Origin of the sequence: Pseudomonas chlororaphis subsp. piscium (assembly GCF_003850345.1) — a bacterium.
Classification (GTDB): domain Bacteria; phylum Pseudomonadota; class Gammaproteobacteria; order Pseudomonadales; family Pseudomonadaceae; genus Aquipseudomonas; species Aquipseudomonas piscium.
In genome coordinates this window covers 6,258,318-6,278,294 of the sequence record NZ_CP027707.1, presented here as the reverse complement: position 1 = coordinate 6,278,294, position 19,977 = coordinate 6,258,318, and the positions used below count along the sequence as shown (strand labels likewise).

General features: G+C 63.4%; 24 protein-coding genes. 13 read left to right on the top strand and 11 right to left on the bottom strand.

All coding sequences use genetic code 11. The features are described from left to right. Nucleotides 1-47: 47 nt before the first annotated feature. The 8 genes from ribH to C4K38_RS28485 all read left to right on the top strand — a co-directional run bounded on the left by ribH (nt 48) and on the right by C4K38_RS28485 (nt 5,214). Nucleotides 48-524 carry a 6,7-dimethyl-8-ribityllumazine synthase gene (ribH, locus tag C4K38_RS28520; protein WP_007924117.1) on the top strand — a complete coding sequence of 159 codons (477 nt, stop codon included), beginning with the start codon at nt 48-50 and terminating at the stop codon, nt 522-524. Further along, nucleotides 521-1,021: a transcription antitermination factor NusB gene (gene nusB / locus C4K38_RS28515; protein ID WP_009051090.1), complete on the top strand. Its 501-nt coding sequence runs from the start codon at nt 521-523 to the stop codon at nt 1,019-1,021. Before ribH ends, nusB begins: the two co-directional genes overlap by 4 nt. An 18-nt stretch (nt 1,022-1,039) precedes the next feature. After that, nucleotides 1,040-2,005, top strand: coding sequence for a thiamine-phosphate kinase (gene thiL / locus C4K38_RS28510; protein WP_053281109.1), 966 nt, complete (start codon nt 1,040-1,042; stop codon nt 2,003-2,005). After that, the gene (locus tag C4K38_RS28505) at nt 2,002-2,505 is read left to right on the top strand and encodes a phosphatidylglycerophosphatase A family protein (RefSeq protein ID WP_023969326.1); all 504 of its coding nucleotides are present in this window, start codon (nt 2,002-2,004) and stop codon (nt 2,503-2,505) included. The genes thiL and C4K38_RS28505 overlap by 4 nt, the downstream gene beginning before the upstream one ends. 10 nt (nt 2,506-2,515) lie before the next feature. Further along, nucleotides 2,516-3,274 (top strand): substrate-binding periplasmic protein, encoded by a 759-nt coding sequence (locus tag C4K38_RS28500; RefSeq protein WP_053281108.1) that lies wholly within the window; start codon nt 2,516-2,518, stop codon nt 3,272-3,274. 112 nt (nt 3,275-3,386) lie between these two features. Beyond that, the gene (gene ribA / locus C4K38_RS28495) at nt 3,387-4,004 is read left to right on the top strand and encodes a GTP cyclohydrolase II (protein WP_007924108.1); all 618 of its coding nucleotides are present in this window, start codon (nt 3,387-3,389) and stop codon (nt 4,002-4,004) included. Beyond that, nucleotides 4,001-4,420 carry a hypothetical protein gene (locus tag C4K38_RS28490; protein WP_053281107.1) on the top strand — a complete coding sequence of 140 codons (420 nt, stop codon included), beginning with the start codon at nt 4,001-4,003 and terminating at the stop codon, nt 4,418-4,420. The genes ribA and C4K38_RS28490 overlap by 4 nt, the downstream gene beginning before the upstream one ends. Beyond that, a complete protein-coding gene (locus C4K38_RS28485; RefSeq protein WP_053281106.1) occupies nt 4,420-5,214 on the top strand; it encodes a cobalamin-binding protein in 795 nt (264 codons plus the stop codon). The genes C4K38_RS28490 and C4K38_RS28485 overlap by 1 nt, the downstream gene beginning before the upstream one ends. Before the next feature lie 99 nt (nt 5,215-5,313). Here C4K38_RS28485 and C4K38_RS28480 read toward each other — a convergent pair whose 3' ends face one another. The 4 genes from C4K38_RS28480 to C4K38_RS28465 form a co-directional block, all read right to left on the bottom strand. Continuing rightward, the gene (locus C4K38_RS28480) at nt 5,314-7,197 is read right to left on the bottom strand and encodes a TonB-dependent receptor domain-containing protein (RefSeq protein ID WP_053281105.1); all 1,884 of its coding nucleotides are present in this window, start codon (nt 7,195-7,197) and stop codon (nt 5,314-5,316) included. Nucleotides 7,198-7,299: 102 nt separating this feature from the next. Further along, nucleotides 7,300-9,198 carry a 1-deoxy-D-xylulose-5-phosphate synthase gene (gene dxs, locus C4K38_RS28475; protein ID WP_053281104.1) on the bottom strand — a complete coding sequence of 633 codons (1,899 nt, stop codon included), beginning with the start codon at nt 9,196-9,198 and terminating at the stop codon, nt 7,300-7,302. A 111-nt stretch (nt 9,199-9,309) separates the two neighbouring features. Then, entirely contained in the window at nt 9,310-10,197 is an 888-nt protein-coding gene (ispA, locus tag C4K38_RS28470; RefSeq protein ID WP_053281103.1) for a (2E,6E)-farnesyl diphosphate synthase, read from the bottom strand. Beyond that, nucleotides 10,194-10,436 carry an exodeoxyribonuclease VII small subunit gene (locus tag C4K38_RS28465; RefSeq protein WP_007924102.1) on the bottom strand — a complete coding sequence of 81 codons (243 nt, stop codon included), beginning with the start codon at nt 10,434-10,436 and terminating at the stop codon, nt 10,194-10,196. The genes ispA and C4K38_RS28465 overlap by 4 nt, the downstream gene beginning before the upstream one ends. 227 nt (nt 10,437-10,663) lie before the next feature. Here C4K38_RS28465 and nirK point away from each other — a divergent pair, with 227 nt between their 5' ends. The 3 genes from nirK (at nt 10,664) to C4K38_RS28450 (ending at nt 13,184) form a co-directional block, all read left to right on the top strand. Next, the gene (gene nirK, locus C4K38_RS28460) at nt 10,664-11,752 is read left to right on the top strand and encodes a copper-containing nitrite reductase (protein WP_053281102.1); all 1,089 of its coding nucleotides are present in this window, start codon (nt 10,664-10,666) and stop codon (nt 11,750-11,752) included. A 66-nt stretch (nt 11,753-11,818) separates the two neighbouring features. After that, entirely contained in the window at nt 11,819-12,118 is a 300-nt protein-coding gene (locus C4K38_RS28455; RefSeq protein WP_053281101.1) for an ArsR/SmtB family transcription factor, read from the top strand. Between the two features lie 55 nt (nt 12,119-12,173). Next, entirely contained in the window at nt 12,174-13,184 is a 1,011-nt protein-coding gene (locus tag C4K38_RS28450) for a zinc-dependent alcohol dehydrogenase family protein (protein WP_172833187.1), read from the top strand. Nucleotides 13,185-13,208: 24 nt separating this feature from the next. On the opposite strand, the gene C4K38_RS28445 is transcribed toward C4K38_RS28450, so the two are convergent. Then, nucleotides 13,209-13,658, bottom strand: a complete 450-nt coding sequence (locus C4K38_RS28445) for a DUF3828 domain-containing protein (RefSeq protein WP_053281099.1) — start codon at nt 13,656-13,658, stop codon at nt 13,209-13,211. Nucleotides 13,659-13,830: 172 nt separating this feature from the next. On the opposite strand from C4K38_RS28445, the gene C4K38_RS28440 reads away from it, so the two are divergent. Next, complete coding sequence (locus C4K38_RS28440) at nt 13,831-14,130, top strand: type II toxin-antitoxin system RelE/ParE family toxin (protein WP_016702674.1); 300 nt, start codon at nt 13,831-13,833, stop codon at nt 14,128-14,130. Further along, nucleotides 14,127-14,420 carry an addiction module antidote protein gene (locus C4K38_RS28435; RefSeq protein ID WP_053281098.1) on the top strand — a complete coding sequence of 98 codons (294 nt, stop codon included), beginning with the start codon at nt 14,127-14,129 and terminating at the stop codon, nt 14,418-14,420. Before C4K38_RS28440 ends, C4K38_RS28435 begins: the two co-directional genes overlap by 4 nt. A 5-nt stretch (nt 14,421-14,425) precedes the next feature. Here C4K38_RS28435 and C4K38_RS28430 read toward each other — a convergent pair whose 3' ends face one another. The 6 genes from C4K38_RS28430 to C4K38_RS28405 all read right to left on the bottom strand — a co-directional run bounded on the left by C4K38_RS28430 (nt 14,426) and on the right by C4K38_RS28405 (nt 19,623). Continuing rightward, nucleotides 14,426-15,589 carry a GGDEF domain-containing protein gene (locus tag C4K38_RS28430; protein WP_053281097.1) on the bottom strand — a complete coding sequence of 388 codons (1,164 nt, stop codon included), beginning with the start codon at nt 15,587-15,589 and terminating at the stop codon, nt 14,426-14,428. A gap of 200 nt (nt 15,590-15,789) precedes the next feature. Beyond that, nucleotides 15,790-16,182 carry a DUF6124 family protein gene (locus tag C4K38_RS28425; RefSeq protein ID WP_053281096.1) on the bottom strand — a complete coding sequence of 131 codons (393 nt, stop codon included), beginning with the start codon at nt 16,180-16,182 and terminating at the stop codon, nt 15,790-15,792. Nucleotides 16,183-16,568: 386 nt separating this feature from the next. After that, a complete protein-coding gene (locus C4K38_RS28420) occupies nt 16,569-17,333 on the bottom strand; it encodes an ABC transporter ATP-binding protein (RefSeq protein ID WP_053281095.1) in 765 nt (254 codons plus the stop codon). Nucleotides 17,334-17,349: 16 nt separating this feature from the next. After that, complete coding sequence (locus C4K38_RS28415) at nt 17,350-18,060, bottom strand: ABC transporter permease (RefSeq protein WP_053281094.1); 711 nt, start codon at nt 18,058-18,060, stop codon at nt 17,350-17,352. Next, complete coding sequence (locus C4K38_RS28410) at nt 18,057-18,785, bottom strand: ABC transporter permease (RefSeq protein WP_053281093.1); 729 nt, start codon at nt 18,783-18,785, stop codon at nt 18,057-18,059. The genes C4K38_RS28415 and C4K38_RS28410 overlap by 4 nt, the downstream gene beginning before the upstream one ends. 55 nt (nt 18,786-18,840) lie before the next feature. Further along, complete coding sequence (locus C4K38_RS28405; RefSeq protein WP_053281092.1) at nt 18,841-19,623, bottom strand: transporter substrate-binding domain-containing protein; 783 nt, start codon at nt 19,621-19,623, stop codon at nt 18,841-18,843. Between the last annotated feature and the right edge of the window lie 354 nt (nt 19,624-19,977).

The window sequence follows — 19,977 nt, the reverse complement described above, 5'->3', positions numbered from 1 at the left end:
AGTGAGCGCGTAGTGAACGCGCTCCGGCTCTTTAAGAGATTTGTCGAATGACCCTGAAGACCATCGAAGGTACCTTCATCGCCCCCAAAGGCCGCTATGCCCTGGTGGTCGGCCGTTTCAACAGCTTCGTCGTCGAAAGCCTGGTCAGCGGCGCGGTTGACGCCCTGGTCCGTCATGGCGTGAGCGAAAGCGACATCACCGTGATCCGTGCCCCTGGCGCCTTCGAGATTCCGCTGGTTGCGCAGAAAGTCGCGCAGAAGGGCGAGTTCGCGGCGATCATCGCCCTGGGCGCGGTCATTCGTGGCGGTACTCCGCACTTCGAATACGTGGCGGGCGAATGCACCAAGGGCCTGGCCCAGGTGTCCATGGAGTTCGGCGTACCGGTCGCCTTCGGCGTGCTGACCGTCGACTCGATCGAGCAAGCCATCGAACGTTCCGGCACCAAGGCCGGCAACAAAGGTGCTGAAGCTGCCTTGTCCGCTCTGGAAATGGTCAGCCTGCTGGCGCAGTTGGAGGCCAAGTGATTAGCGACGAAAGCGATCGTTTCAACCCGCGCGATCCGAAACCTGCGGACGCTGGCAAGCCATCCAAGAGCGCCAAGCGTCGCGAAGCTCGTCAGCTCGCGACCCAGGCGCTGTACCAATGGCACATGGCCAAGCACTCGCTGAACGAGATCGAAGCGCAGTTCCGGGTCGACAACGATTTCACCGACATCGACGGTGCTTACTTCCGTGAGATCCTGCACGGCGTTCCGGCCAACAAGAACGAGATCGACAACGCTCTCGCCCCTTGCCTGGACCTCACCATCGAAGAGCTGGACCCGGTCGAACTGGCGGTCCTGCGCCTGTCCACCTGGGAACTGCTCAAGCGCGTCGACGTGCCGTACCGCGTTGTGATCAACGAAGGTATCGAACTGGCCAAGGTCTTCGGTTCCACCGACGGCCACAAGTTCGTCAACGGCGTACTCGACAAGCTGGCCCCGCGTCTGCGTGAAGCTGAAGTGAAGGCATTCAAGCGCTGATCCGCGCTTGCAGCTGCCATGGGCGAGTTTGAGCTGATCCGTAACTTCTTCGCTGCCGCGCCTTGTGCGCAGGGCGGCGAGGGCGTTGCACTGGGGATTGGCGACGACTGCGCCTTGCTGGCTGTTGCCCCTGGCGAACAGCTGGCGATTTCCACCGACACCCTGGTGGCCGGTGTGCATTTCGCAGACCCCTGCGACCCTTTCCTGCTCGGCCAGCGCTCGCTGGCAGTGGCAGTCAGCGACCTGGCGGCCATGGGCGCCGCGCCCGTCGCCTTCACCCTTGCCCTGACCCTGCCGACAGTCGAAGCCGATTGGCTGCAAGCCTATGCCAATGGCCTGAGCGCCATGGCGCAGAGCTGTGGCGTGCGCCTGGTAGGCGGCGACACCACGCGCGGCCCGTTGACCCTGACCATGACCGTGTTCGGTCGCGTGCCCGCCGGCCAGGCCCTGACCCGCAGCGGTGCCCGTCCGGGCGATCTGCTGTGCGTCGGCGGTGAACTGGGCAATGGCGCTGGCGCCTTGCCCCTGGTGCTCGGACAGCGCAGCGCCGATCCGGAGATCGCCGAGCCCTTGCTGGCCCACTACTGGTCGCCGCAGCCGCAACTGGCCCTGGGCCAGGCACTGCGTGGCAAGGCCAGCGCGGCCATGGATATCTCCGATGGCCTGCTGGCCGACTGCGGGCACATTGCTGCTGCTTCAGCTGTCGGCTTGCTGATCGAAAGTGAAAAACTGCCGATGTCCCGGGCGTTGTTGAGCTTTCTCGGTGAGAATGGCGCCCGCTCGGCGGCACTCAGCGGCGGCGACGACTACGTGCTGGTCTTCACCCTGCCCGAAGCCGAGCTGGCGCCGCTGCTCGCCGCCGGTTGGCCAGTGCATGTGCTGGGCCGGGTCGTGGCCGGGCAGGGTGTAGTGCTGCTGGATGCCGAGGGGCGGGACATCACCCCGAGCACTCGGGGCTATCAACATTTTCGGGAGACACCGTGACAGATCATCCCAAACAGGTTCCGGCAGAGTGCGTGCCGCCTTCCGTCTGGCGTAATCCCTGGCATTTTCTGGCCTTCGGCTTCGGTTCGGGCACCTTGCCCAAGGCCCCGGGCACCTGGGGCTCGCTGGTGGCGCTGCCTTTCATTCCGCTGTGGCAGATGCTGCCGGACTGGGGCTACTGGCTGATGCTCGGCATCACCATGCTGTTCGGCTTCTGGCTGTGCGGCAAGGTGGCCGACGACCTGCGGGTGCATGACCACGAAGGCATCGTCTGGGACGAAATGGTCGGCATGTGGATCACCCTGTGGCTGGTGCCGGAAGGCTGGCAGTGGTTGCTGGCGGGCTTCCTGATGTTCCGCTTCTTCGACATTCTCAAGCCCTGGCCGATCCGCTGGATCGACCGGCATGTGCACGGCGGTATCGGGATCATGCTCGACGACGTGCTGGCCGGGGTCTTCGCCTGGTTGGCGATGCAGGGACTGGTGTGGTGCTTTACCTGAGGAGTCAGCCATGCCGGTCGCTCGCGCTCTGCTGGTAACGCTCTGTGTCTTGACCGCCAGTCTGGTCCGGGCCGCCGAGCGGGCGGCGCTGCCCGGGGAAATCCGGGTGGCCAGCGAGGAGTGGGACAGCTACACCCAGGCCGATGGCCAGGGCATGGCCTGGGATATCCTGCGCGAGGTCTTCGAGACCCAGGGCGTGAAGCTCGACATGCGCAGCGTGCCCTACACCCGCTCGGTCGGGCTGGTGCAGCGGCGTGAAGTCGACGCCCTGGTCGGCTCCTATCGGGACGAAACCGATGGCGCCCTGTATCCGCGCTGGAATTACGACACCGACCATATCTACAGCCTGGGCTTGGCGACGAATTCGCCGCCGACCCTGGCCACGCTCGGCAACTACCGTCTGGTCTGGGTGCGTGGCTACCGGTACCAGGACTATCTGCCCAACATCAAGCGCTTCAATGAAATCCGCCGGCGTGTCGGTATCTTGCCGATGCTCCAGCAAGGCCGTGCCGACTTCTATATCGATGCCCTGACCGAGGTCGATTTTGTCCTGTCTCAGGCCGAGGACCGCGCGCAATTCCGGCGCACTCATCTGGCCGAACTGCCGCTGTTCCTGGGTTTTGCCAACAATGAACGGGGTCGGGTGCTGCGCGCGCTGTTCGATCGGCGGATGGCCGAGTTGGTGAAGAACGGCCGTCTGCGCCCGATTTTCCAGCACTGGCAGCAGCCCTATCCGTTCGATGCCGGCCGTCCGCCGGCCGACCGTTGATCTAACTTCTCGATCTTTATGCTCGATAATTCAGCCTAAGCGTCTGTCGGAAGCTGCTGCTACAATGCCGCCTCTGCGAATCTCCAGTCCCATACAGATCAGGAGCACAACGGTGCCCGTCGTTTTTGTTGCCGCTTCCAAGCTGCCCACCCCTTTTGCGCAATTCACCATGCACGGTTTTCTCGATGAAGCCACCGGCCGCGAGCACGTCGTGCTCAGCCTGGGTGATATTGCCGATGGCGCTCCGGTACTCGGCCGGTTGCACTCCGAATGCCTGACCGGCGATGCCCTGTTCAGCCAGCGTTGCGACTGCGGCTCGCAACTGGAAGCCGCCCTGCAGGCGATCGCCCGCGAAGGTCGTGGCGTGCTCCTGTACTTGCGCCAGGAAGGCCGGGGCATCGGCTTGCTCAACAAGATCCGCGCTTATGAATTGCAGGACGGCGGCGCCGACACCGTGGAAGCCAACGAGCGCCTGGGCTTTGCCGCCGACCAGCGTGACTACGCCATGTGCCTGCCGATGCTCGAGCACCTGGGGGTGAAATCCTTGCGCCTGATGACCAACAACCCGCGCAAGGTCAAAGCCCTGACCGAGATGGGTATAGTCGTGGCCGAGCGCGTGCCGCTGCATACCGGCCACAACCCGCACAACAAACTCTACCTGGCCACCAAGGCCAGCAAGCTCGACCACATGATGGGCAACGAGCACCAGGGCGAGGTAGACCGGGCGTGACCCGCGCTCAGGTCCGGCGGCGCCTGGCCGTCAGCTGGTGGCAATACCTGGCGCTGGCGCTGCTGCCGCTGTTCGTGCTCAACCTGGTGTTTGGCCAGGGCGAGCCGCTGCTGCCGATCCTGGCGATGCCGTTTTTCATCGCCGGGGTGGCTTCGATGTTTGTCAGCCTGCGTTTCTTCGGCGGCTACAAGCGCGCGCTGATCGCCACCCATAAAGCCCTCGATACCCCTTTGGAGCCGTCGGCCTGGATCGAACTGGCGGCCTGCCGTCGTGCGGCGTTTCTGGCTGCGGCGCTGCCGGCCTGGATTGGCGCCCTGGCGGTGTTCGTCGGCCTGGAAGCAGTGCCGCTGATCCTGCTGGCACTGTCCACCGCGGTGCTGTTCTACCTCTACCGCATCCCGCGTCAGCTCGGTTGATGGGTTGCTGGCTGGCAGTCCTGCTGCTGGCCCTCGCTGGTCCGGCGCTGGCCGTGGAGCGCGTGGTCAGCCTTGCGCCTTCTCTGTCGGAAATCGTCGTCGAACTGGACTCCGCCGACCTGCTGGTCGGCGTGCTGGATGCTGGCGAGCGTCCTCCCCAATTGCAGAACCTGCCGTCGGTGGGCCGCTACGGCCAGCTGGACATGGAGCGCCTGCTCAGCCTCAAGCCGGACCTGCTCCTGCTTTGGCCCGGCAGCGTCGGCCCGGCCCAGCGCGAGCAGCTCAGCCGCCTGGGTATCCCGACCCAGGTGGCCGAACCCCACAGCCTTGACCAGCTCACCACCCAGATCGAAACCATCGCCGCCCGGCTAGGGCGCCCACAACGCGGCCTGGTACGAGCCAACGAGTTGCGGCAGCAGTTGGCCAGCCTGCGTCAGCGCTATGCCCACAGTGCGCCGATGGCGGTGTTTTATCAGGTCTGGGATCAGCCGCTGTACACCGTGGGCGGCGGGCAAATCATCAGCGATGCTCTGGACGTGTGCGGCGCGCGCAATGTGTTTGCCGACCTGCCGCTGCCGGCGCCCCAGGTCAGTGTCGAGTCGGTGTTGCAGCGCGACCCTGAAGTGATCCTGGCCAGCACCCAGGCCCAACTGGATGCCTGGAAAGCCTGGCCGCAACTGAAGGCCGTGGCCCAAGGCAGGTTGTTGCTGATCAGCGATAAAGGCCTGGAGCGGCCGAGCGGGCAGATGATCGCCGCGACGGCCAAGCTCTGTGAGCTGCTTGATCCCGAGTAGCCGCAGCTAGCGCATCGTGGGCAAGCCTCGCTCCTACGGGCTGCGGATTCTGTAGGAGCAAGGCTTGCCCGCGATAGCGCCCTCACTGGTGCTACATGCCTAAAGCTCCGGCGTCCAGGTCACCCCGAACATCCAGGCCCGGCCCTGCTCCCGATACCCGTACTGCGCGCCATCATGGCTGTACAGCACCCGGCTGTAGGACTTGTCGAGCAGATTGTCGACCTTCAACTCCAGTCGGACCTCGCGATTCAGCGCCCAACTGCCGCGCAACCCCAGCAGGGCATAACCGCCGAGACGTTGCTGGTTGGCCAGGTCGTCATAGCTGCTGCTTACCGCCTGCCAGCTTGCGCCGAGGCCCAGGCGGTCGAATTGCCGATCCAGGTCCAGGCTCAGGGTGCGCCGGGCACGCCGGGCCAGGGTGTGGCCGGTGTCGCGGTCGCGGGGATCGATGATCGCCAGCCCCAGATTGCTCTGCCAGCCGAACAGCTCCTGCCGCAGCGCCGCCTCGAAGCCGTTGATCCGAGCCGAGGCCACGTTCTGCGGGCGCGAGTTGCTGCCGAAGATAATCGCGTCCTCCAGGTCGGTGCGGTACAGCGAGGTCTCCAGGCGCGTGCTTTCGCTCAACTGGCTGCGCCATTGCAGCTCGTAGCTTTTCGAGGTCTCGGGCTTGAGGTCGGGGTTGCTGAAGTCGGGGTAATACAGGTCGTTGAAGGTCGGCGCGCGGAAGCCTTCGCTGTAGGTCAGCAGGACATCGTTGTCTGCATTCAACGGCAGGGTGAGGGTGCCGCTCCAGCTGTTCTGGCCGCCGAACTGCTGGTTCTGGTCGCGGCGCAGGCCCAGCTCGGTGGAGAAACTCTCGGCCTTGAAGCGATGCTGGACAAAGGCCGCGCGGTTCCAGCGGCTGTCTTCGGCGAAGGCGGTGCTGCTGTTGACCCGGTCTTGGTACCAGTCGCCACCGACGATCAGGCTGTTGCGTTCGTCGAGGGTCAGGTCGTTCTGCCAGTTGACCGAGTCGCGGTAGGTGTTGAACACCGTGCGCTCGTCGCTGAGCTTGTCGAAGGTCTTCTCGCGGTTCTCGCTGTGGCCCAGTTCCAGGCGCGATCTCCAGACCTCGTTGATACGCCCGTCGACATAGCTGCTGAAGCTGCTGACCGCGAATTCGCTGTAGGGCTTCTGGGGGAGGCTCTCGAAGGTAGTGCTGTCGAAGCGCCCGAAGGGGTTGTCGAACTCGCTTTTGCCACGGTTATCCAGCAGGTTCAGGCCGGCTTCCCAGTCGTCATTGAAGGCGTGGCTCAGGCTCAGGCTGAGGGACTGGTTGCGGTAGGCGTCATTGTCGCGATCGCTGGCATAGGACTCATGGGTGCGATTGCTCCCGGCCGTGTCGTCGAGGCTGGCGCCCAAGCTGAAGCGGGTCTGCTGGTCGCCGCCGGACAGGCCGATGCTGCGCTCCCAGCTCTGGCGGCTGCCCAGCCCCAGGTGCAGGCGCGGTTGCAGGCCCTGCTCGGCGCTGCGTCGGGTGAAGATCTGGATCACCCCGCCGATGGCGTCGCTGCCGTAGATCACCGAGCGGGAGCCGCGCAGTACTTCCACCCGCTCGATCTGCTGGATATTCAGATGTTGCAGGTTGCTGTCGCCGGAGCTCGAACTGCCGATGCGCTGGCCGTCCACCAGCACCAGGGTCTGCGCCGACGAAGTGCCGCGGATGTAGATCCCCGGCACGCTGCCCCGGCCGCCGCTCTGCGCCACCTGCACGCCAGGCACTCGTTGCAGCAGGTCGGTGACGCTGGAGGGTTGCAGGCGGTCGATATCGTCGCGGGTGAAGACGGTGTTGGCGGCGCTGCTGTCGTTGCGTGCTTCCACCTGGCGGTTGGCGCTGATCAGCGTGTCCGGCAGCTTGAGGGCTTGTTCACGCTCGAGAGTATCGGCCAGCAGTTGGCCGGCGGGAAGCAGGGCAAGGGGCAGGAGGAGGCGGGAAGCTTTCATCGACAATCCGTTGCGAATTGGTCAGGCGAGAAGAAAAACGCTAGCCGCTGCCTCGAAAGCAACGCCCTTCGGGGCGATTGCAGTCTTGGCAGCGGCTACAGGTTACAGGCCGAGCAGTTGCAGGCGTGCTTGTACGGCGGCTTCGATGCCGGCTTCGTCCAGGCCGCATTCGGCCAGCATCTGCGCCGGCTTGGCGTGTTCGACGTAGAGGTCTGGCAAGCCCAGGTGCAGGATCGGCTTGAGGATCGCCTCGCGCGCCAGGAACTCGCTGACCGCGCCGCCGGCGCCGCCCATGATGGCGTTCTCTTCGACGGTCACCAGCAGCTCGTGGCTGGCAGCGATCTCACGTACCAGGGCTTCATCCAGCGGTTTGACGAAACGCATGTCGACCACAGTGGCATCCAGCTTGTCGGCGACTTTCAGCGCCTCGGCCAGTTGCACGCCGAATACCAGCAGGGCGACCTTGCTGCCCTGGCGGCGAACCACGCCCTTGCCGATCTCGATCGGCTGTAGGTCTTTTTCGATGGTGGCGTTCGGGCCGGTACCGCGTGGATAACGCACGGCGGCCGGGCCGTTGTACAGGTGGCCGGTGCTGAGCATCTTGCGCAGTTCGTTCTCGTCGCTCGGGGTCATCACCACCATGCCGGGGATGCAGCGCAGGAACGACAGGTCGAAGCTACCAGCGTGGGTCGGGCCGTCTTCGCCCACCAGGCCGGCGCGGTCGATGGCGAACAGCACGTCGAGGTTCTGCACCGCTACGTCATGCACGAGCTGGTCGTAACCGCGCTGCAGGAAGGTCGAATAGATCGCCACCACCGGCTTGGCGCCTTCGCAGGCCATGCCGGCCGCCAGGGTCACGGCGTGCTGCTCGGCAATCGCCACGTCGAAGTAGCGCAGCGGGAAACGCTCGCTGAAGGCCACCAGGTCCGAGCCTTCCTTCATCGCCGGGGTAATGCCCACCAGGCGCGGATCGGCGGCGGCCATGTCGCACAGCCATTCGCCGAACACACCGGAGTACTTCGGCCCACCGGCTTTTTTCGGCGCGGCGGCAGGGCTGTCCAGGGGATCGAGCTTGGTGATGGCGTGGTAGCCGATCGGGTCGACTTCCGCCGGGGCGAAACCCTTGCCCTTTTTGGTCACCACGTGCAGGAACTGCGGGCCCTTGAGGTCGCGCATGTTGCGCAGGGTGGCGATCAGGGTCGGCAGGTCATGGCCATCGATCGGGCCGATGTAGTTCCAGCCCAGCTCTTCGAACAGGGTGCCGGGAACCAGCATGCCTTTGGCGTATTCTTCGGTGCGGCGGGCGATTTCCCAGGCACCGGGCAGGCGCGACAGCACCTTCTTGCTGCCTTCGCGCATGCTGGCGTAGGTGCGGCTGGAGAGGATCTTGGCCAGGTAGTTGGACAGGCCGCCGACGTTGCGCGAGATCGACATGTCGTTGTCGTTGAGGATCACCAGCATGTTGGCGTCCACTTCCGGCGCGTGGTTCAGCGCTTCGAAGGCCATGCCGGCGGTCAGGGCACCGTCGCCGATCACCGCGATCGCCTTGCGCTCGCTGTTCTGCAGGCGGGCGGCAATGGCCATGCCCAGCGCTGCGCTGATCGAGGTGCTGGAATGGCCGACGCCAAAGGTGTCGTACTCGCTCTCGGAACGTCGCGGGAAGGCGGCCAGGCCATCCTTCTGACGCAGGCTGGCCATGCGCTCGCGGCGACCGGTGAGGATCTTGTGCGGATAAGCCTGATGACCCACGTCCCACACCAGACGGTCGTCCGGTGTGTCGAAGACGTAATGCAGCGCGATGGTCAGCTCGATGACGCCCAGGCCGGCACCGAAATGCCCACCGGTCTGGCCGACCGTATAGAGCAATTCCAGGCGCAACTCATCGGCCAGGGTTTCCAGCTCGGCTTCGCCTAACCGGCGCAGGCCGTCCGGCGTGTTGGCACGGTCGAGCAGGGGCGTGGTCGGGCGCTTGCGGGGAATCTCATGAAACGTCGTGGGCATCAGGCGAATCGTTATAGGTATAAAAGAGGCGGCAGTTTACCTTATGCATCGCAAGCTGCCCACGCAGAGCGCGGAACTTGGCTGATATGCGGTCTGCCGCGCCGGGGTCGATCAACTGCGTCGTTCGACGATATAACGCGCCAGTTCCCGCAGGGGCTCGGCGGCCGCGTCAAAGGGTCGCAGTGCGTGCAGGGCCTGATCGCGCAGCTCCAGGGCATACGCCTTGGCCGCTTCCAGGCCGAGCAGGGCCGGGTAGGTCGGCTTGTCCCGGGCGATGTCGGCACCCTGGCGTTTGCCGAGGGTCGCGGTATCGCTTTCCACGTCGAGAATGTCGTCCTGCACCTGGAACGCCAGGCCGATGGCCTGGGCATAGGTCTGCAAGGACTTGAGTTCGTCTTTTTCGGCCCGGCCGCTGGCCAGGGCGCCAAGCTTGACGCTGGCTTCGATCAGCGCGCCGGTCTTGTGCCGGTGCATGTATTCCAGGGCTTTCTGGTCGAGCTTGAGGCCGACCGAACCGAGGTCGATGGCCTGGCCGCCGACCATGCCCGCCGGGCCCGCCGCCAGCGCCAGGGCGCTGACCATCTGCAGGCGGATCTCGGCGCTCGAATCGCTCAGGCGCGGGTCGAGCAGGGCGCTGAAGGCCAGGCTCTGCAAACCGTCGCCGGCGAGAATCGCGCAGGCTTCATCGAAGGCTTTGTGGGTGGTCGGCTGGCCGCGACGCAGATCGTCGTCGTCCATCGCCGGCAAGTCGTCGTGCACCAGGGAATAGGCGTGGATCAGCTCCACCGCGCAGGCCGCGCCGTTGGCCTGTTCCGGCCGGGCACCGAGGGCTTCGCAGGCAGCGTAGGCCAACAGCGGGCGCACGCGCTTGCCGCCGTTCATCACGCTGTAGCGCATGGCCTCGTAAAGACGGGCCAGCTCCGGGCTTGGTGCGTGGAACAGGGTTTCCAGTGCAGCATTGACCCGGGCCTGGCTGCTGGCCTGATAGGCCGCGATCATTCTGGCTGTTCCGCGTCGAAAGGTTCTTCGGCCAGCTCGCCATCGCGCTCCAGCAGGATCTGCACCTTCTGCTCGGCCTGGGCCAGCGCCGCCTGGCAATCGCGGGTCAGGCCGATGCCTTGCTCGAAGGCGGTCAACGAGTCTTCCAGCGACAGCTCGCCGTTCTCCAGACGCTCGACCAGCGTTTGCAGGTCGGCGAGGGATTGTTCGAAATCTAAGGCAGCTTTTTTGCGGGCCATGGCGGCTATCCCGGTTGACGTTAAACCGGCGCGACACTAGCAGACATGGGGTTTTGGGGCAAATGAGCGGCGCTCGCCGAACGGGTAGGCAGGGCAGATTTTCTGCCCTGGGTCAGGGGCTTGTTGTGTGGGCCAGCCTTCTGTCGCCATTTCTTGCTTTGCGACAAGGAAAGTTGCGCGCACTTGCCTTGCAATGGCCCATCGTTGATTGGCAAGGAGAAGCTGCAATGAGTGTTTTTCGAAGTGTATTGGGGGCCTGTGTACTGCTTGGCAGCTGTGCCAGCAGCCTGGTGCTGGCCAGCGGGGCCGAGGGACTACAGCGGGTGAAGGTCGATCTGGTCGCGCCGCCGCTGGTTCATCCCCATGAACAAGTGGTCAGCGGGCCGCCCAAGGTGGTGCAGTTCCGCATGAGTATCGAAGAGAAAAAAATGGTCATCGATGACCAGGGCACCACGCTACAGGCCATGACCTTCAACGGGTCCATGCCCGGCCCGACCCTGGTGGTGCATGAGGGGGACTATGTGGAGCTGACACTGGTCAATCCGGCGACCAACAGCATGCCCCACAACGTCGACTTTCACGCGGCCACCGGCGCCCTGGGCGGGGCGGGCCTGACCCAGGTGGTGCCGGGGCAGGAAGTGGTGCTGCGTTTCAAGGCCGACCGCAGCGGCACCTTTGTCTATCACTGCGCGCCGCAGGGCATGGTGCCGTGGCACGTGGTGTCGGGCATGAACGGCGCGCTGATGGTGCTGCCCCGTGACGGCCTGCGCGACCCGCAGGGCAAACCCCTGCATTACGACCGCGTCTACACCATCGGCGAATCCGACCTGTATATCCCCAAGGATAAGGACGGCCACTACAAGGACTACCCGAACCTGGCGTCCAGCTACCAGGACACCCGTGCGGTGATGCGCACCCTGACCCCGAGCCACGTGGTGTTCAACGGCCGGGTCGGCGCCCTGACCGGGGCCAACGCGCTGACCTCCAAGGTCGGTGAAAGCGTGCTGTTCATCCATTCCCAGGCCAACCGCGACAGCCGTCCGCACCTGATCGGCGGCCATGGCGACTGGGTCTGGACCACCGGCAAATTCGCCAACCCGCCGCAACGCAACATGGAAACCTGGTTTATCCCCGGCGGCTCTGCGGTCGCGGCGCTGTACACCTTCAAGCAGCCGGGCACCTACGTGTACCTCAGCCACAACCTGATCGAAGCCATGGAGTTGGGGGCCCTGGCCCAGGTCAAGGTGGAGGGACAGTGGGACGATGACCTGATGACCCAGGTGAAAGCGCCAGGGCCGATCGTCGAGAGCAAGTAACAGGAGGAAGGGCGGGGATATTGTTCATGTCTTGAACATTTCGGAAAAGTCCGTAATATCTCCGCCATGCTCATCGATCAAATCAAAGCGCTGGCCAGCGACATCCGCATGCAGATGCTTGAATGGCTGAAGGACCCGGAAGGCAACTTTCCGCCCCAGGGGCATGACGCGCCGAAAGAAATCGGCATCTGCATGACTCACCTGCAGCACAAGGCCGCGCTATCGGCGTCCAGCACCTCCAGCCATCTGGCGATCCTGCAGCAGGCTGGCCTGGTCGAGGCCACGCGCATCGGCAAGTGGACCTACTTTCGCCGTAACGAAGCCGCCATTGCGGCCTTTACCGAGCAACTGAAGCACGAACTCTGAGTTTTTTACTTGAACATTTCGTTATTTTTCGAAATGAAAGGCAACCCAGGAGGATCTGTCCATGAAAGCAATCTACGTACAACCCGGTGGTGGTTACGACAAAGTAGTGGTCGGCGAGGCTCCGGCCGCGGCGCCGCAAGCGGGCGAAATCACCGTGCGTCTGCGCGCCAGTTCCCTCAACTACCACGATTTCGCGGTGGTCAGCGGCATGTGGGGCCCGACGGAATCGCGCATCCCGATGGCCGATGGCGCCGGTGAAGTGGTAGCCGTGGGCGAGGGGGTCAGTGAATTCGCCGTCGGCGATTCGGTGGTCAGCACTTTCTTCCCCGAGTGGCTGGACGGACGGCCCAATGTCGTCGGTTTTGCCACGGTGCCGGGTGACGGCCTGGACGGCTACGCCCGTGAAGTCGTCACCGCCCGCGCCACCTCCTTTACCCGTGCGCCCAAGGGCTGGAGCCACGCCGAAGCGGCGACCCTGACCACTGCCGGCCTCACCGCCTGGCGCGCGCTGGTGGACGACGGCCGGGTGACCGCCGGCGATACCGTGCTGGTGCAAGGCACCGGTGGTGTGTCGATCTTCGCCCTGCAATTCGCCAAGATGCTCGGTGCTACCGTGATCGCCACTTCGTCCAGCGATGCCAAGCTGGAGCGACTGAAAGCCCTCGGCGCCGATCATCTGATCAATTACCGCGAAGACCCGGCCTGGGGCGAAACCGTGCAGAAGCTCACCGCCGGCCGTGGCGTCGACCACGTGATCGAAGTGGGCGGTCCGGCCACCCTGGAGCAGTCGATGATCGCCGCCCGGGTTGGTGGCCATATCTCGGTGATCGGCATCCTGACCGGCGTGGCCGGCGAATTCCCGATCGTCACCGCGCTGGTCAAGCAACTGCGCCTGCAAGGCGTGCTGGTGGGCAGCCGTCGGCAGCAGCAGGACATGGTCCGCGCCATTGACGCCAACGGCATGCATCCGGTCCTCGACAAGCATTTCGCCCTGGAGGCGATAGTCGATGCCTTCCGCTACCAGGAAAGCAACCAGCACTTCGGCAAGATCATTCTCGATATCTGACCCTGCCTGGCCGGCCGCCGCGGATCACTCACTCTGGTCCGTGGTGGCCAGCACTTCGTTGATCTTCCAGCAGCCCTTGTCCTTGACCAGCAGCAGATCGACGATCTGCGTGGTGTCCGGCGTATTGCCCAGGGTCACCGACTCGCGTGCCGAGGTGCCTTGCACCTGGGGATCGCTGACCTTGATCTGGGTCAGCCACTCATCCATGTAGTCCTGGGTCTTGAGGAAGTAATCCTCTTCCAGACCCTCGGGGCTGCTCATCTGCTTCTTGATCCGTTCGATCAGCGCTTGCGTGACGTACTGCTGCAGGTGCGGCAGGTCATCGGTGATCGGGTCTTTCTCGTTGCTGAAACTCTGCAGGTACCAGTTGTAGAAGGCCTCGGCCACCGGCTTGGGCGAGCTGGCGCAGTCGGCGAGGGCGAGGGGTTGATGGAAAGCCGCGGCGAGGAGCAGCAGGGGGAACAGCTTTCTCATGGGGCGTCCTTACAGGGAAGTGGGGGGCTTTAAGGCATTGAGACAGCAAGAAAGGGTCGGCTGTTCGATTTCACCACGCGATGGCGCGGATCGCTATCGGCCTGTGCGCTGGCAGTGCTTTGCAATACAAATACGCTTTCAAATACTGTAGTCTTGAAACTACAGTCTCGGGATGATCGAGATCAAACAGACCGCGACCTTTATGGAGTGGGAAAACAGGCTCAAGGATTCCAGAGCCAGGGCGTTGATCGCTGCGCGGATTTTTCGCCTGGCCAACGGCCTTGCCGGTGACGTGTCACCGGTGGGCGAGGGCGTCAGTGAGCTGCGCATCCATTACGGGCCGGGCTACCGGGTTTACTTCCAGCAGCTCGGTTCGCAACTTGTCATTCTGTTATGCGGCGGCGACAAGAGTCGCCAGAGCCGCGATATCGAACTGGCCAAACAGCTGGCCCGTCGTTGGAGCCGATCATGAACGAACCGTTATTCGACTATGACCCCGCCACGTCCCTACGCGACCCGCAGGCCATTGCCCTGTTCATGGCGGACGCCTTCGAGACCGGCGATGCCGGCTACATCGCCAAGGCCCTGGGTGTGGTGGCGCGGGCCAAGGGTATGACCGAACTGGCCCATGAAACCGGGCTGTCCCGCGAGCAGTTGTATCGCTCGTTCAGCGACAAGGGCAACCCGACCCTGAAGACCCTGCTGGCGGTGATGCGTGCCCTGGGGCTGGACATGACGGCGCGGGTGCATGTCAGGCCGTAGCGGCCTCAGCCCAGCTCTGGGGCCAACAGTGTCTGCACCCGATTGCGCCCCTGGCCCTTGGCGCCATACAGCGCCTCGTCCGCCTGGGACAGCAACCGGGAAAGGTCGTAGCCCGTCGTCTGGCTGCTCACTACGCCGATGCTCACGCTCAGCAACCCAGGTTCGAGCAGGGACAGCGTCGCGAAATCCTGGCGAATCCGCTCGGCTACCTGCACCGCCTGTGGCTCTCGGGTATTCATCAACAGGCAGGCAAACTCCTCACCGCCGATCCGCGCGAACACATCCTGCGGGCGCAGGTTTTCCAGGGAAACCTGGCTGAAGGCGACCAGCGCCTGATCGCCCATCTGATGGCCGAAGGCGTCATTGAGCCGTTTGAAATGGTCCAGGTCGCACAGCAGCAGTGCCACGGGTTCTTCCCGGCGCGCGCACTCGGCCAGCATCTGCTCGCCATGAACCATAAACGCCCGGCGGTTACCCACGCCGGTCAAGGCATCGCTGAACGCCGCTGCCTTGAAGCGCAACTCGGCGCGCTCCTTGACCATCGCCAGCGTCACGTAGGCGATGCCGATCACATAGAGCATCGATTCGAACAGCATGAAGGAAAAAAACGGCATGCCCTGGCCAGTGCCCGAGAGTGCGTTATCGAAGGCCAGCCCACCGTCAGTAGCCGCCCGGACGATATAGAACGTGGTGTGCAGCAGGGTCAGGACCAGTGCCGGCAGATAGGCGACATCCAGTTGATGCCGGCTACGCCAGAACTCCAACGCCGTCAGCGTCCCGTAACCGACCACCAGTAACGAATAGACCAACACCCGTGTCGCCATCGTTCCATAGAAGGCGGGCACCAGGCACAGCCCCAGCCACAGCACGGCCCCCGCCAGAATGCCCGGCACCGAAGGCGCCCGCCCGGCGAACAGGCGCATCGCCGTCCAGTTCAGCGCCGCGCTCAGCAACAGCAGCACATTGCCCAGCACCAGGGGCACAAAGTCCCCGTCCAGGTTGCGCAGGCTGTTGAGCAGCAGGCCGATTGCTGCCAGCAGCATCATGCCGCCCAGGTACGCCAGGGGCTGCTCGCGGGTTTCCCGGGACCAGGCGTGAAAGCTCAACAGCCCCATCAGGCAGAAGATGAAGAGCGACACCACGAGCAGGGTAGGGATATGCAGCGCCATGTCCTTGGTTCTCGTTTTGCGTCATGCGGGGGATGCCCAAAGTCGTGGGCAGAGAGGGAGGCGCGGTAGGTGGGGCCGCAGCCTGGGGATCAAGGCGCAGGATTGTAGCGATATCTTTTGGCCACTGTCTGGGTTGTTTGGAGAGGGAGACGAGGCAGTTGAGGTTTGTCCCGTCTCCCTCAGGCGATTGCGCTGGGCTTTTATCTTCCCGGCGGGGCCGCAACCGGTCGGTTGGCATCCAGCAGTGAATCCACCACGGCCCTGGCCATTTCCACCGAATGGATCATCGACCAGATCAGCCCGCGCTCCACGCCGCTGGCGCGTTCGCTGATTTCATCGCTGACCTGCACCGCGCAATCCAGCAGCAGCGACACATGCACCAGGGCTTCTTCGGCGCTGACGCCGTGGCGGACGTTGAACAGCGAGTCGTGGCCCACGGCTGTCGCGGCGGTGTCTTTCAGGGAGGCGAGAACCGAGGGTTCGGCGTTGTTCGCGGCCAGGGCCAGGCGGATGCGCTGGGTGGCGAGGTCGTGTTCGAGGGTTCTGAATTGCCCGGGCAGGGGCATGGGTGGATCGGGGACGAGCTTTTTCATGGTGCATCTCCAATGTGAGTGGAGCTGCCGGAGATCGCTGCTAAACGAAAAAGGGAGGCAGCTGTACGCAGGTTAGCAGGCCGATCACATTGGAAACCGGCGCACCCGAAGGTGCCCTGCGCACAGCCACCATGACGTGCCGACTCGGTCAGACGGTAGGTGATGCTATACGCCCAATGCGATGTTTCGAGCTGCTAAACCCGGTCACTGATTCAGCAGTGACAGACCGAGCCTAGAGAGCCCATTTTGCAGGCGCAAGCGGGTTGGAGTTTCTAGGAAAAGTCGCTCAATAGAAAGCGAAGAGCCTTACTTCCAGACAGCCAAGGCGAGGGCGGCCTCCATGAAAACGAGGGCGACCTGTTGCGGGTCGCCGCTCGATGTGCTCGTTACTTCAGGTTGCCGCTGAGGAACTGCCGCAGGCGCTCGCTTTGAGGGTTACCCAATACGTCCTCGGGCGCGCCCTGTTCTTCGACCCGCCCCTGGTGCAGGAACAGCACCTGGTTCGACACTTTGCGCGCAAAGCTCATTTCGTGGGTCACCATGATCATGGTGCGGCCTTCTTCGGCCAGGCCCTGGATCACCTTGAGCACTTCGCCCACCAGCTCCGGGTCCAGGGCTGAAGTCGGCTCGTCGAACAGCATGATCTCCGGCTCCATGGCCAGGGCCCGGGCAATGGCGACCCGCTGTTGCTGGCCTCCCGAGAGGAACGCAGGGTATTGATCGGCCGCCCGCGCAGGCAGGCCCACCTTGTCCAGGTAACGCCGGGCGCGGTCCTCCGCATCCTTCTTGCTGACGCCCAGTACCCGGCGTGGGGCCATGGTGATGTTCTCCAGTACGGTCATGTGGCTCCACAGGTTGAAGTGCTGGAACACCATGGCCAGGCGGGTACGGATGCGTTGCAGTTCATTGGCGTCGGCCACGCGCATGCCGTGGCGGTCGTGGACCATCTGGATCGGCTGGTTGTCCAGGCTCATGGTGCCGTCGTTGGGCGTTTCCAGGAAGTTGATGCAGCGCAGGAAGGTGCTCTTGCCCGAACCACTGGCGCCGATCAGGCTGATCACATCGCCGGTCTTGGCGTTCAGCGAAACGCCCTTGAGGACTTCCAGGTTGCCGTAACTTTTGTGCAGGTTTTCAACGGTCAGTTTGTACATGTGCAAGCCTCCTGAATTAGTGAGCCGGGCCGAGGAAAGACAACCAGCGGCGTTCAGCCAGGCGGAACAGGCCGACCAGGGAGAAAGTGACTGCCAGGTAGATCATGGCGGCGATGCCGAACGACTCGAAGGTCATGAAGGTGGCCGAGTTGGCATCGCGCGCGACCTTGAGGATGTCCGGCACGGTGGCGGTGAAGGCCACGGTGGTCGAGTGCAGCATCAGGATCACTTCGTTGCTGTAGTAGGGCAGCGAGCGACGCAGGGCCGACGGCATGATGACGTAGGCATACAGCTTCCAGCCGTGCAGGCCATAGGCCTTGGCCGCCTCGACTTCACCGTGGTGCATGCTGCGGATCGCCCCGGCGAAGATTTCCGTGGTGTAGGCGCAGGTGTTCAGGGCAAAGGCCAGGATGGTGCAGTTCAGCGCATCGCGAAAGAACGCATCGAGCACGGGCTGGGCACGCACCGCGGCGATGCTGTAGATGCCGGTGTAGCAGATCAGCAACTGGATATACAACGGCGTGCCGCGGAACAGGTAGGTGTAGAACTGCACCGGCCAGCGCACCCAGGCATTGCTCGAGACCCGGGCGATCGACAGCGGGATCGACATCACGAAGCCGAAGAAGATCGAGGCGCTGAGCAGCCAGAGCGTCATGGCCAGCCCGGTGATGTGAGTGCCGTCCTGGAACAGGAAGGGTCTCCAGTACTCCTGTAGAAGTTCGATCATCGCACGGCCTCGCGGGTGCCTGCGGCGTAGAAAATTTCCATCCGGCGCAAGACGTAGTTCGAAACGGTGGTGATCACCAGATAGATCAGGGCGGCCAGCACCAGGAAGAAAAACAGCTGATAGGAACTCTTGCCCGCGTCCTGGGCCACCTTGACCAGATCGGCCAGGCCAATGATCGACACCAGCGCGGTGGCCTTGAGGATCACCATCCAGTTGTTACCGATGCCCGGCAGGGCAAAGCGCATCATTTGCGGGAACACCACCAGGCGAAAGCGCTGGGCACGGGTCAGGCCGTAGGCGGTCGCCGCTTCCATTTGCCCACGGGGCACGGCGAGGATGGCGCCGCGGAAGGTTTCGGTGAAATACGCCCCATAGATGAAGCCCAGGGTAATGACCCCGGCGCTGAACGGGTCGATCTCGACGTATTCCCATTCCATGAAGGTGGTGAAGGAGGACAGCCAGGTTTGCAGGCTGTAGAAAATCAGCAGCATCAGCACCAGGTCCGGAACCCCCCGGATCAGCGTGGTGTAGGCCTGCGCAGGGGCGCGCAGCAGTACCGATTTCGAAAGCTTGGCGCTGGCGCCGATCAGGCCCAGGCCCACGCTCACCAGCAAGCACAGAAAGGATAATTTGACAGTCATCCAGGAGCCTTGCAGCAACAGCGGGCCGAAGCCCTGGAGGCTGAAGCCCGACAGCCCGAGAATCTGCAATAGGTTTTCTAGCATTGTGCAGCCCTACGTCAGTCAAAAAAGCGCCCATCCGGAAATGGGCGCAGGGTCGTTATTTGCCGCTGTAGAGATTCAGATCGCCAAAGTGCTTCTGCTGGACGGCCGCATAGGTGCCGTTGTCGTGCAGTGCCTTGATCGCGGTGTTCAGCAAGGTCTGGAGTTCGGCGTTGCCTTTGGTCAGACCCACGGCGGTTTTGCTTGGCAGCAGCGGGCTTTCGACCGGCTCGCTGACTTGGAAGTCGGTGCCTTGTGGCGACTTCAGGAAGCCCAGTTCGGCTTGCAGCATGTCCTGGATCGAGGCCGCGAGGCGTCCGGAAATCAGGTCGGCGTAGACCTGGTCCTGGTTGGCGTAGGCCTGGGTCTCGACCCCGGCCTTGTCCAGCACGGCCTTGGCATAGGCTTCCTGGATGGTGCCTTGCTCGTAGCCGACTTTCTTGCCCTTGAGGGAGGCCGGATCGGTGCTGATGGCCGCGCCTTTCTTGAAGACCAGCGCGGTCGGACCAGAGAACAGCTCGCTCGAGAAGTCGATGACTTTCTCGCGCGCAGGCGTAGCGGTCATGGAAGAGATCACGCCGTCGAACTTGTTGGCCTTGAGGCCGGGGATCATGCCGTCGAAATCACTTTCGACCCATTTGCACTTGACCTTCAGCTCAGCGCAGATCGCATTGCCCAGATCGATATCGAAGCCCACCAGGCTGCCGTCGGCGGCCTTGGATTCGAACGGTGCATAAGAGGGGTCGACGCCAAAACGCAACTCCTTGTACTCCTTGGCCAGCGCAGAACCTGCAGCCATACAAAAAGCCAATGCAGAAATGGTTAGAAATGCTCTTTTCATTGTTTTATTCCCGAGGACCATTGGAAGCGCTTGCGCTGCAAGAGTGCGTGTACTGATAGGATCCAATGTCCTATGCACACGCAAATACTTGTACAGACAAGCATATGCAATCGCTCGGCCAATTCGCGGATCGGGGCTTTGAGAAAGCATGTAAAACGCTCTGCGATGGGCTTGGCAGGCAGGCAAACCCAGGGGCTTGGGCCGCCTGTGAGGCTGTTACCGAAGCAGGCTTTACCCCCGGCTGGGGTATGCGGTAACAAAGTGTGAGGTCAAGGCGCCAGGCCATCAGGAACAGGGGGTGGGTGGAAACAGGCTGACCCGGACCCTGAGCGAAAAGATCTCTTTGCCTCCCGA

Coding starts and splice junctions, on each gene's coding strand:
- ribH (WP_007924117.1), top strand. CDS start 48: ATGACCCTGAAGACCATCGAAGGTACCTTCATCGCCCCCAAAGGCCGC.
- thiL (WP_053281109.1), top strand. CDS start 1,040: ATGGGCGAGTTTGAGCTGATCCGTAACTTCTTCGCTGCCGCGCCTTGT.
- C4K38_RS28500 (WP_053281108.1), top strand. CDS start 2,516: ATGCCGGTCGCTCGCGCTCTGCTGGTAACGCTCTGTGTCTTGACCGCC.
- C4K38_RS28485 (WP_053281106.1), top strand. CDS start 4,420: ATGGGTTGCTGGCTGGCAGTCCTGCTGCTGGCCCTCGCTGGTCCGGCG.
- C4K38_RS28480 (WP_053281105.1), bottom strand. CDS start 7,197: ATGAAAGCTTCCCGCCTCCTCCTGCCCCTTGCCCTGCTTCCCGCCGGC.
- dxs (WP_053281104.1), bottom strand. CDS start 9,198: ATGCCCACGACGTTTCATGAGATTCCCCGCAAGCGCCCGACCACGCCC.
- ispA (WP_053281103.1), bottom strand. CDS start 10,197: ATGATCGCGGCCTATCAGGCCAGCAGCCAGGCCCGGGTCAATGCTGCA.
- C4K38_RS28465 (WP_007924102.1), bottom strand. CDS start 10,436: ATGGCCCGCAAAAAAGCTGCCTTAGATTTCGAACAATCCCTCGCCGAC.
- nirK (WP_053281102.1), top strand. CDS start 10,664: ATGAGTGTTTTTCGAAGTGTATTGGGGGCCTGTGTACTGCTTGGCAGC.
- C4K38_RS28455 (WP_053281101.1), top strand. CDS start 11,819: ATGCTCATCGATCAAATCAAAGCGCTGGCCAGCGACATCCGCATGCAG.
- C4K38_RS28445 (WP_053281099.1), bottom strand. CDS start 13,658: ATGAGAAAGCTGTTCCCCCTGCTGCTCCTCGCCGCGGCTTTCCATCAA.
- C4K38_RS28440 (WP_016702674.1), top strand. CDS start 13,831: ATGATCGAGATCAAACAGACCGCGACCTTTATGGAGTGGGAAAACAGG.
- C4K38_RS28435 (WP_053281098.1), top strand. CDS start 14,127: ATGAACGAACCGTTATTCGACTATGACCCCGCCACGTCCCTACGCGAC.
- C4K38_RS28430 (WP_053281097.1), bottom strand. CDS start 15,589: ATGGCGCTGCATATCCCTACCCTGCTCGTGGTGTCGCTCTTCATCTTC.
- C4K38_RS28425 (WP_053281096.1), bottom strand. CDS start 16,182: ATGAAAAAGCTCGTCCCCGATCCACCCATGCCCCTGCCCGGGCAATTC.
- C4K38_RS28420 (WP_053281095.1), bottom strand. CDS start 17,333: ATGTACAAACTGACCGTTGAAAACCTGCACAAAAGTTACGGCAACCTG.
- C4K38_RS28415 (WP_053281094.1), bottom strand. CDS start 18,060: ATGATCGAACTTCTACAGGAGTACTGGAGACCCTTCCTGTTCCAGGAC.
- C4K38_RS28410 (WP_053281093.1), bottom strand. CDS start 18,785: ATGCTAGAAAACCTATTGCAGATTCTCGGGCTGTCGGGCTTCAGCCTC.
- C4K38_RS28405 (WP_053281092.1), bottom strand. CDS start 19,623: ATGAAAAGAGCATTTCTAACCATTTCTGCATTGGCTTTTTGTATGGCT.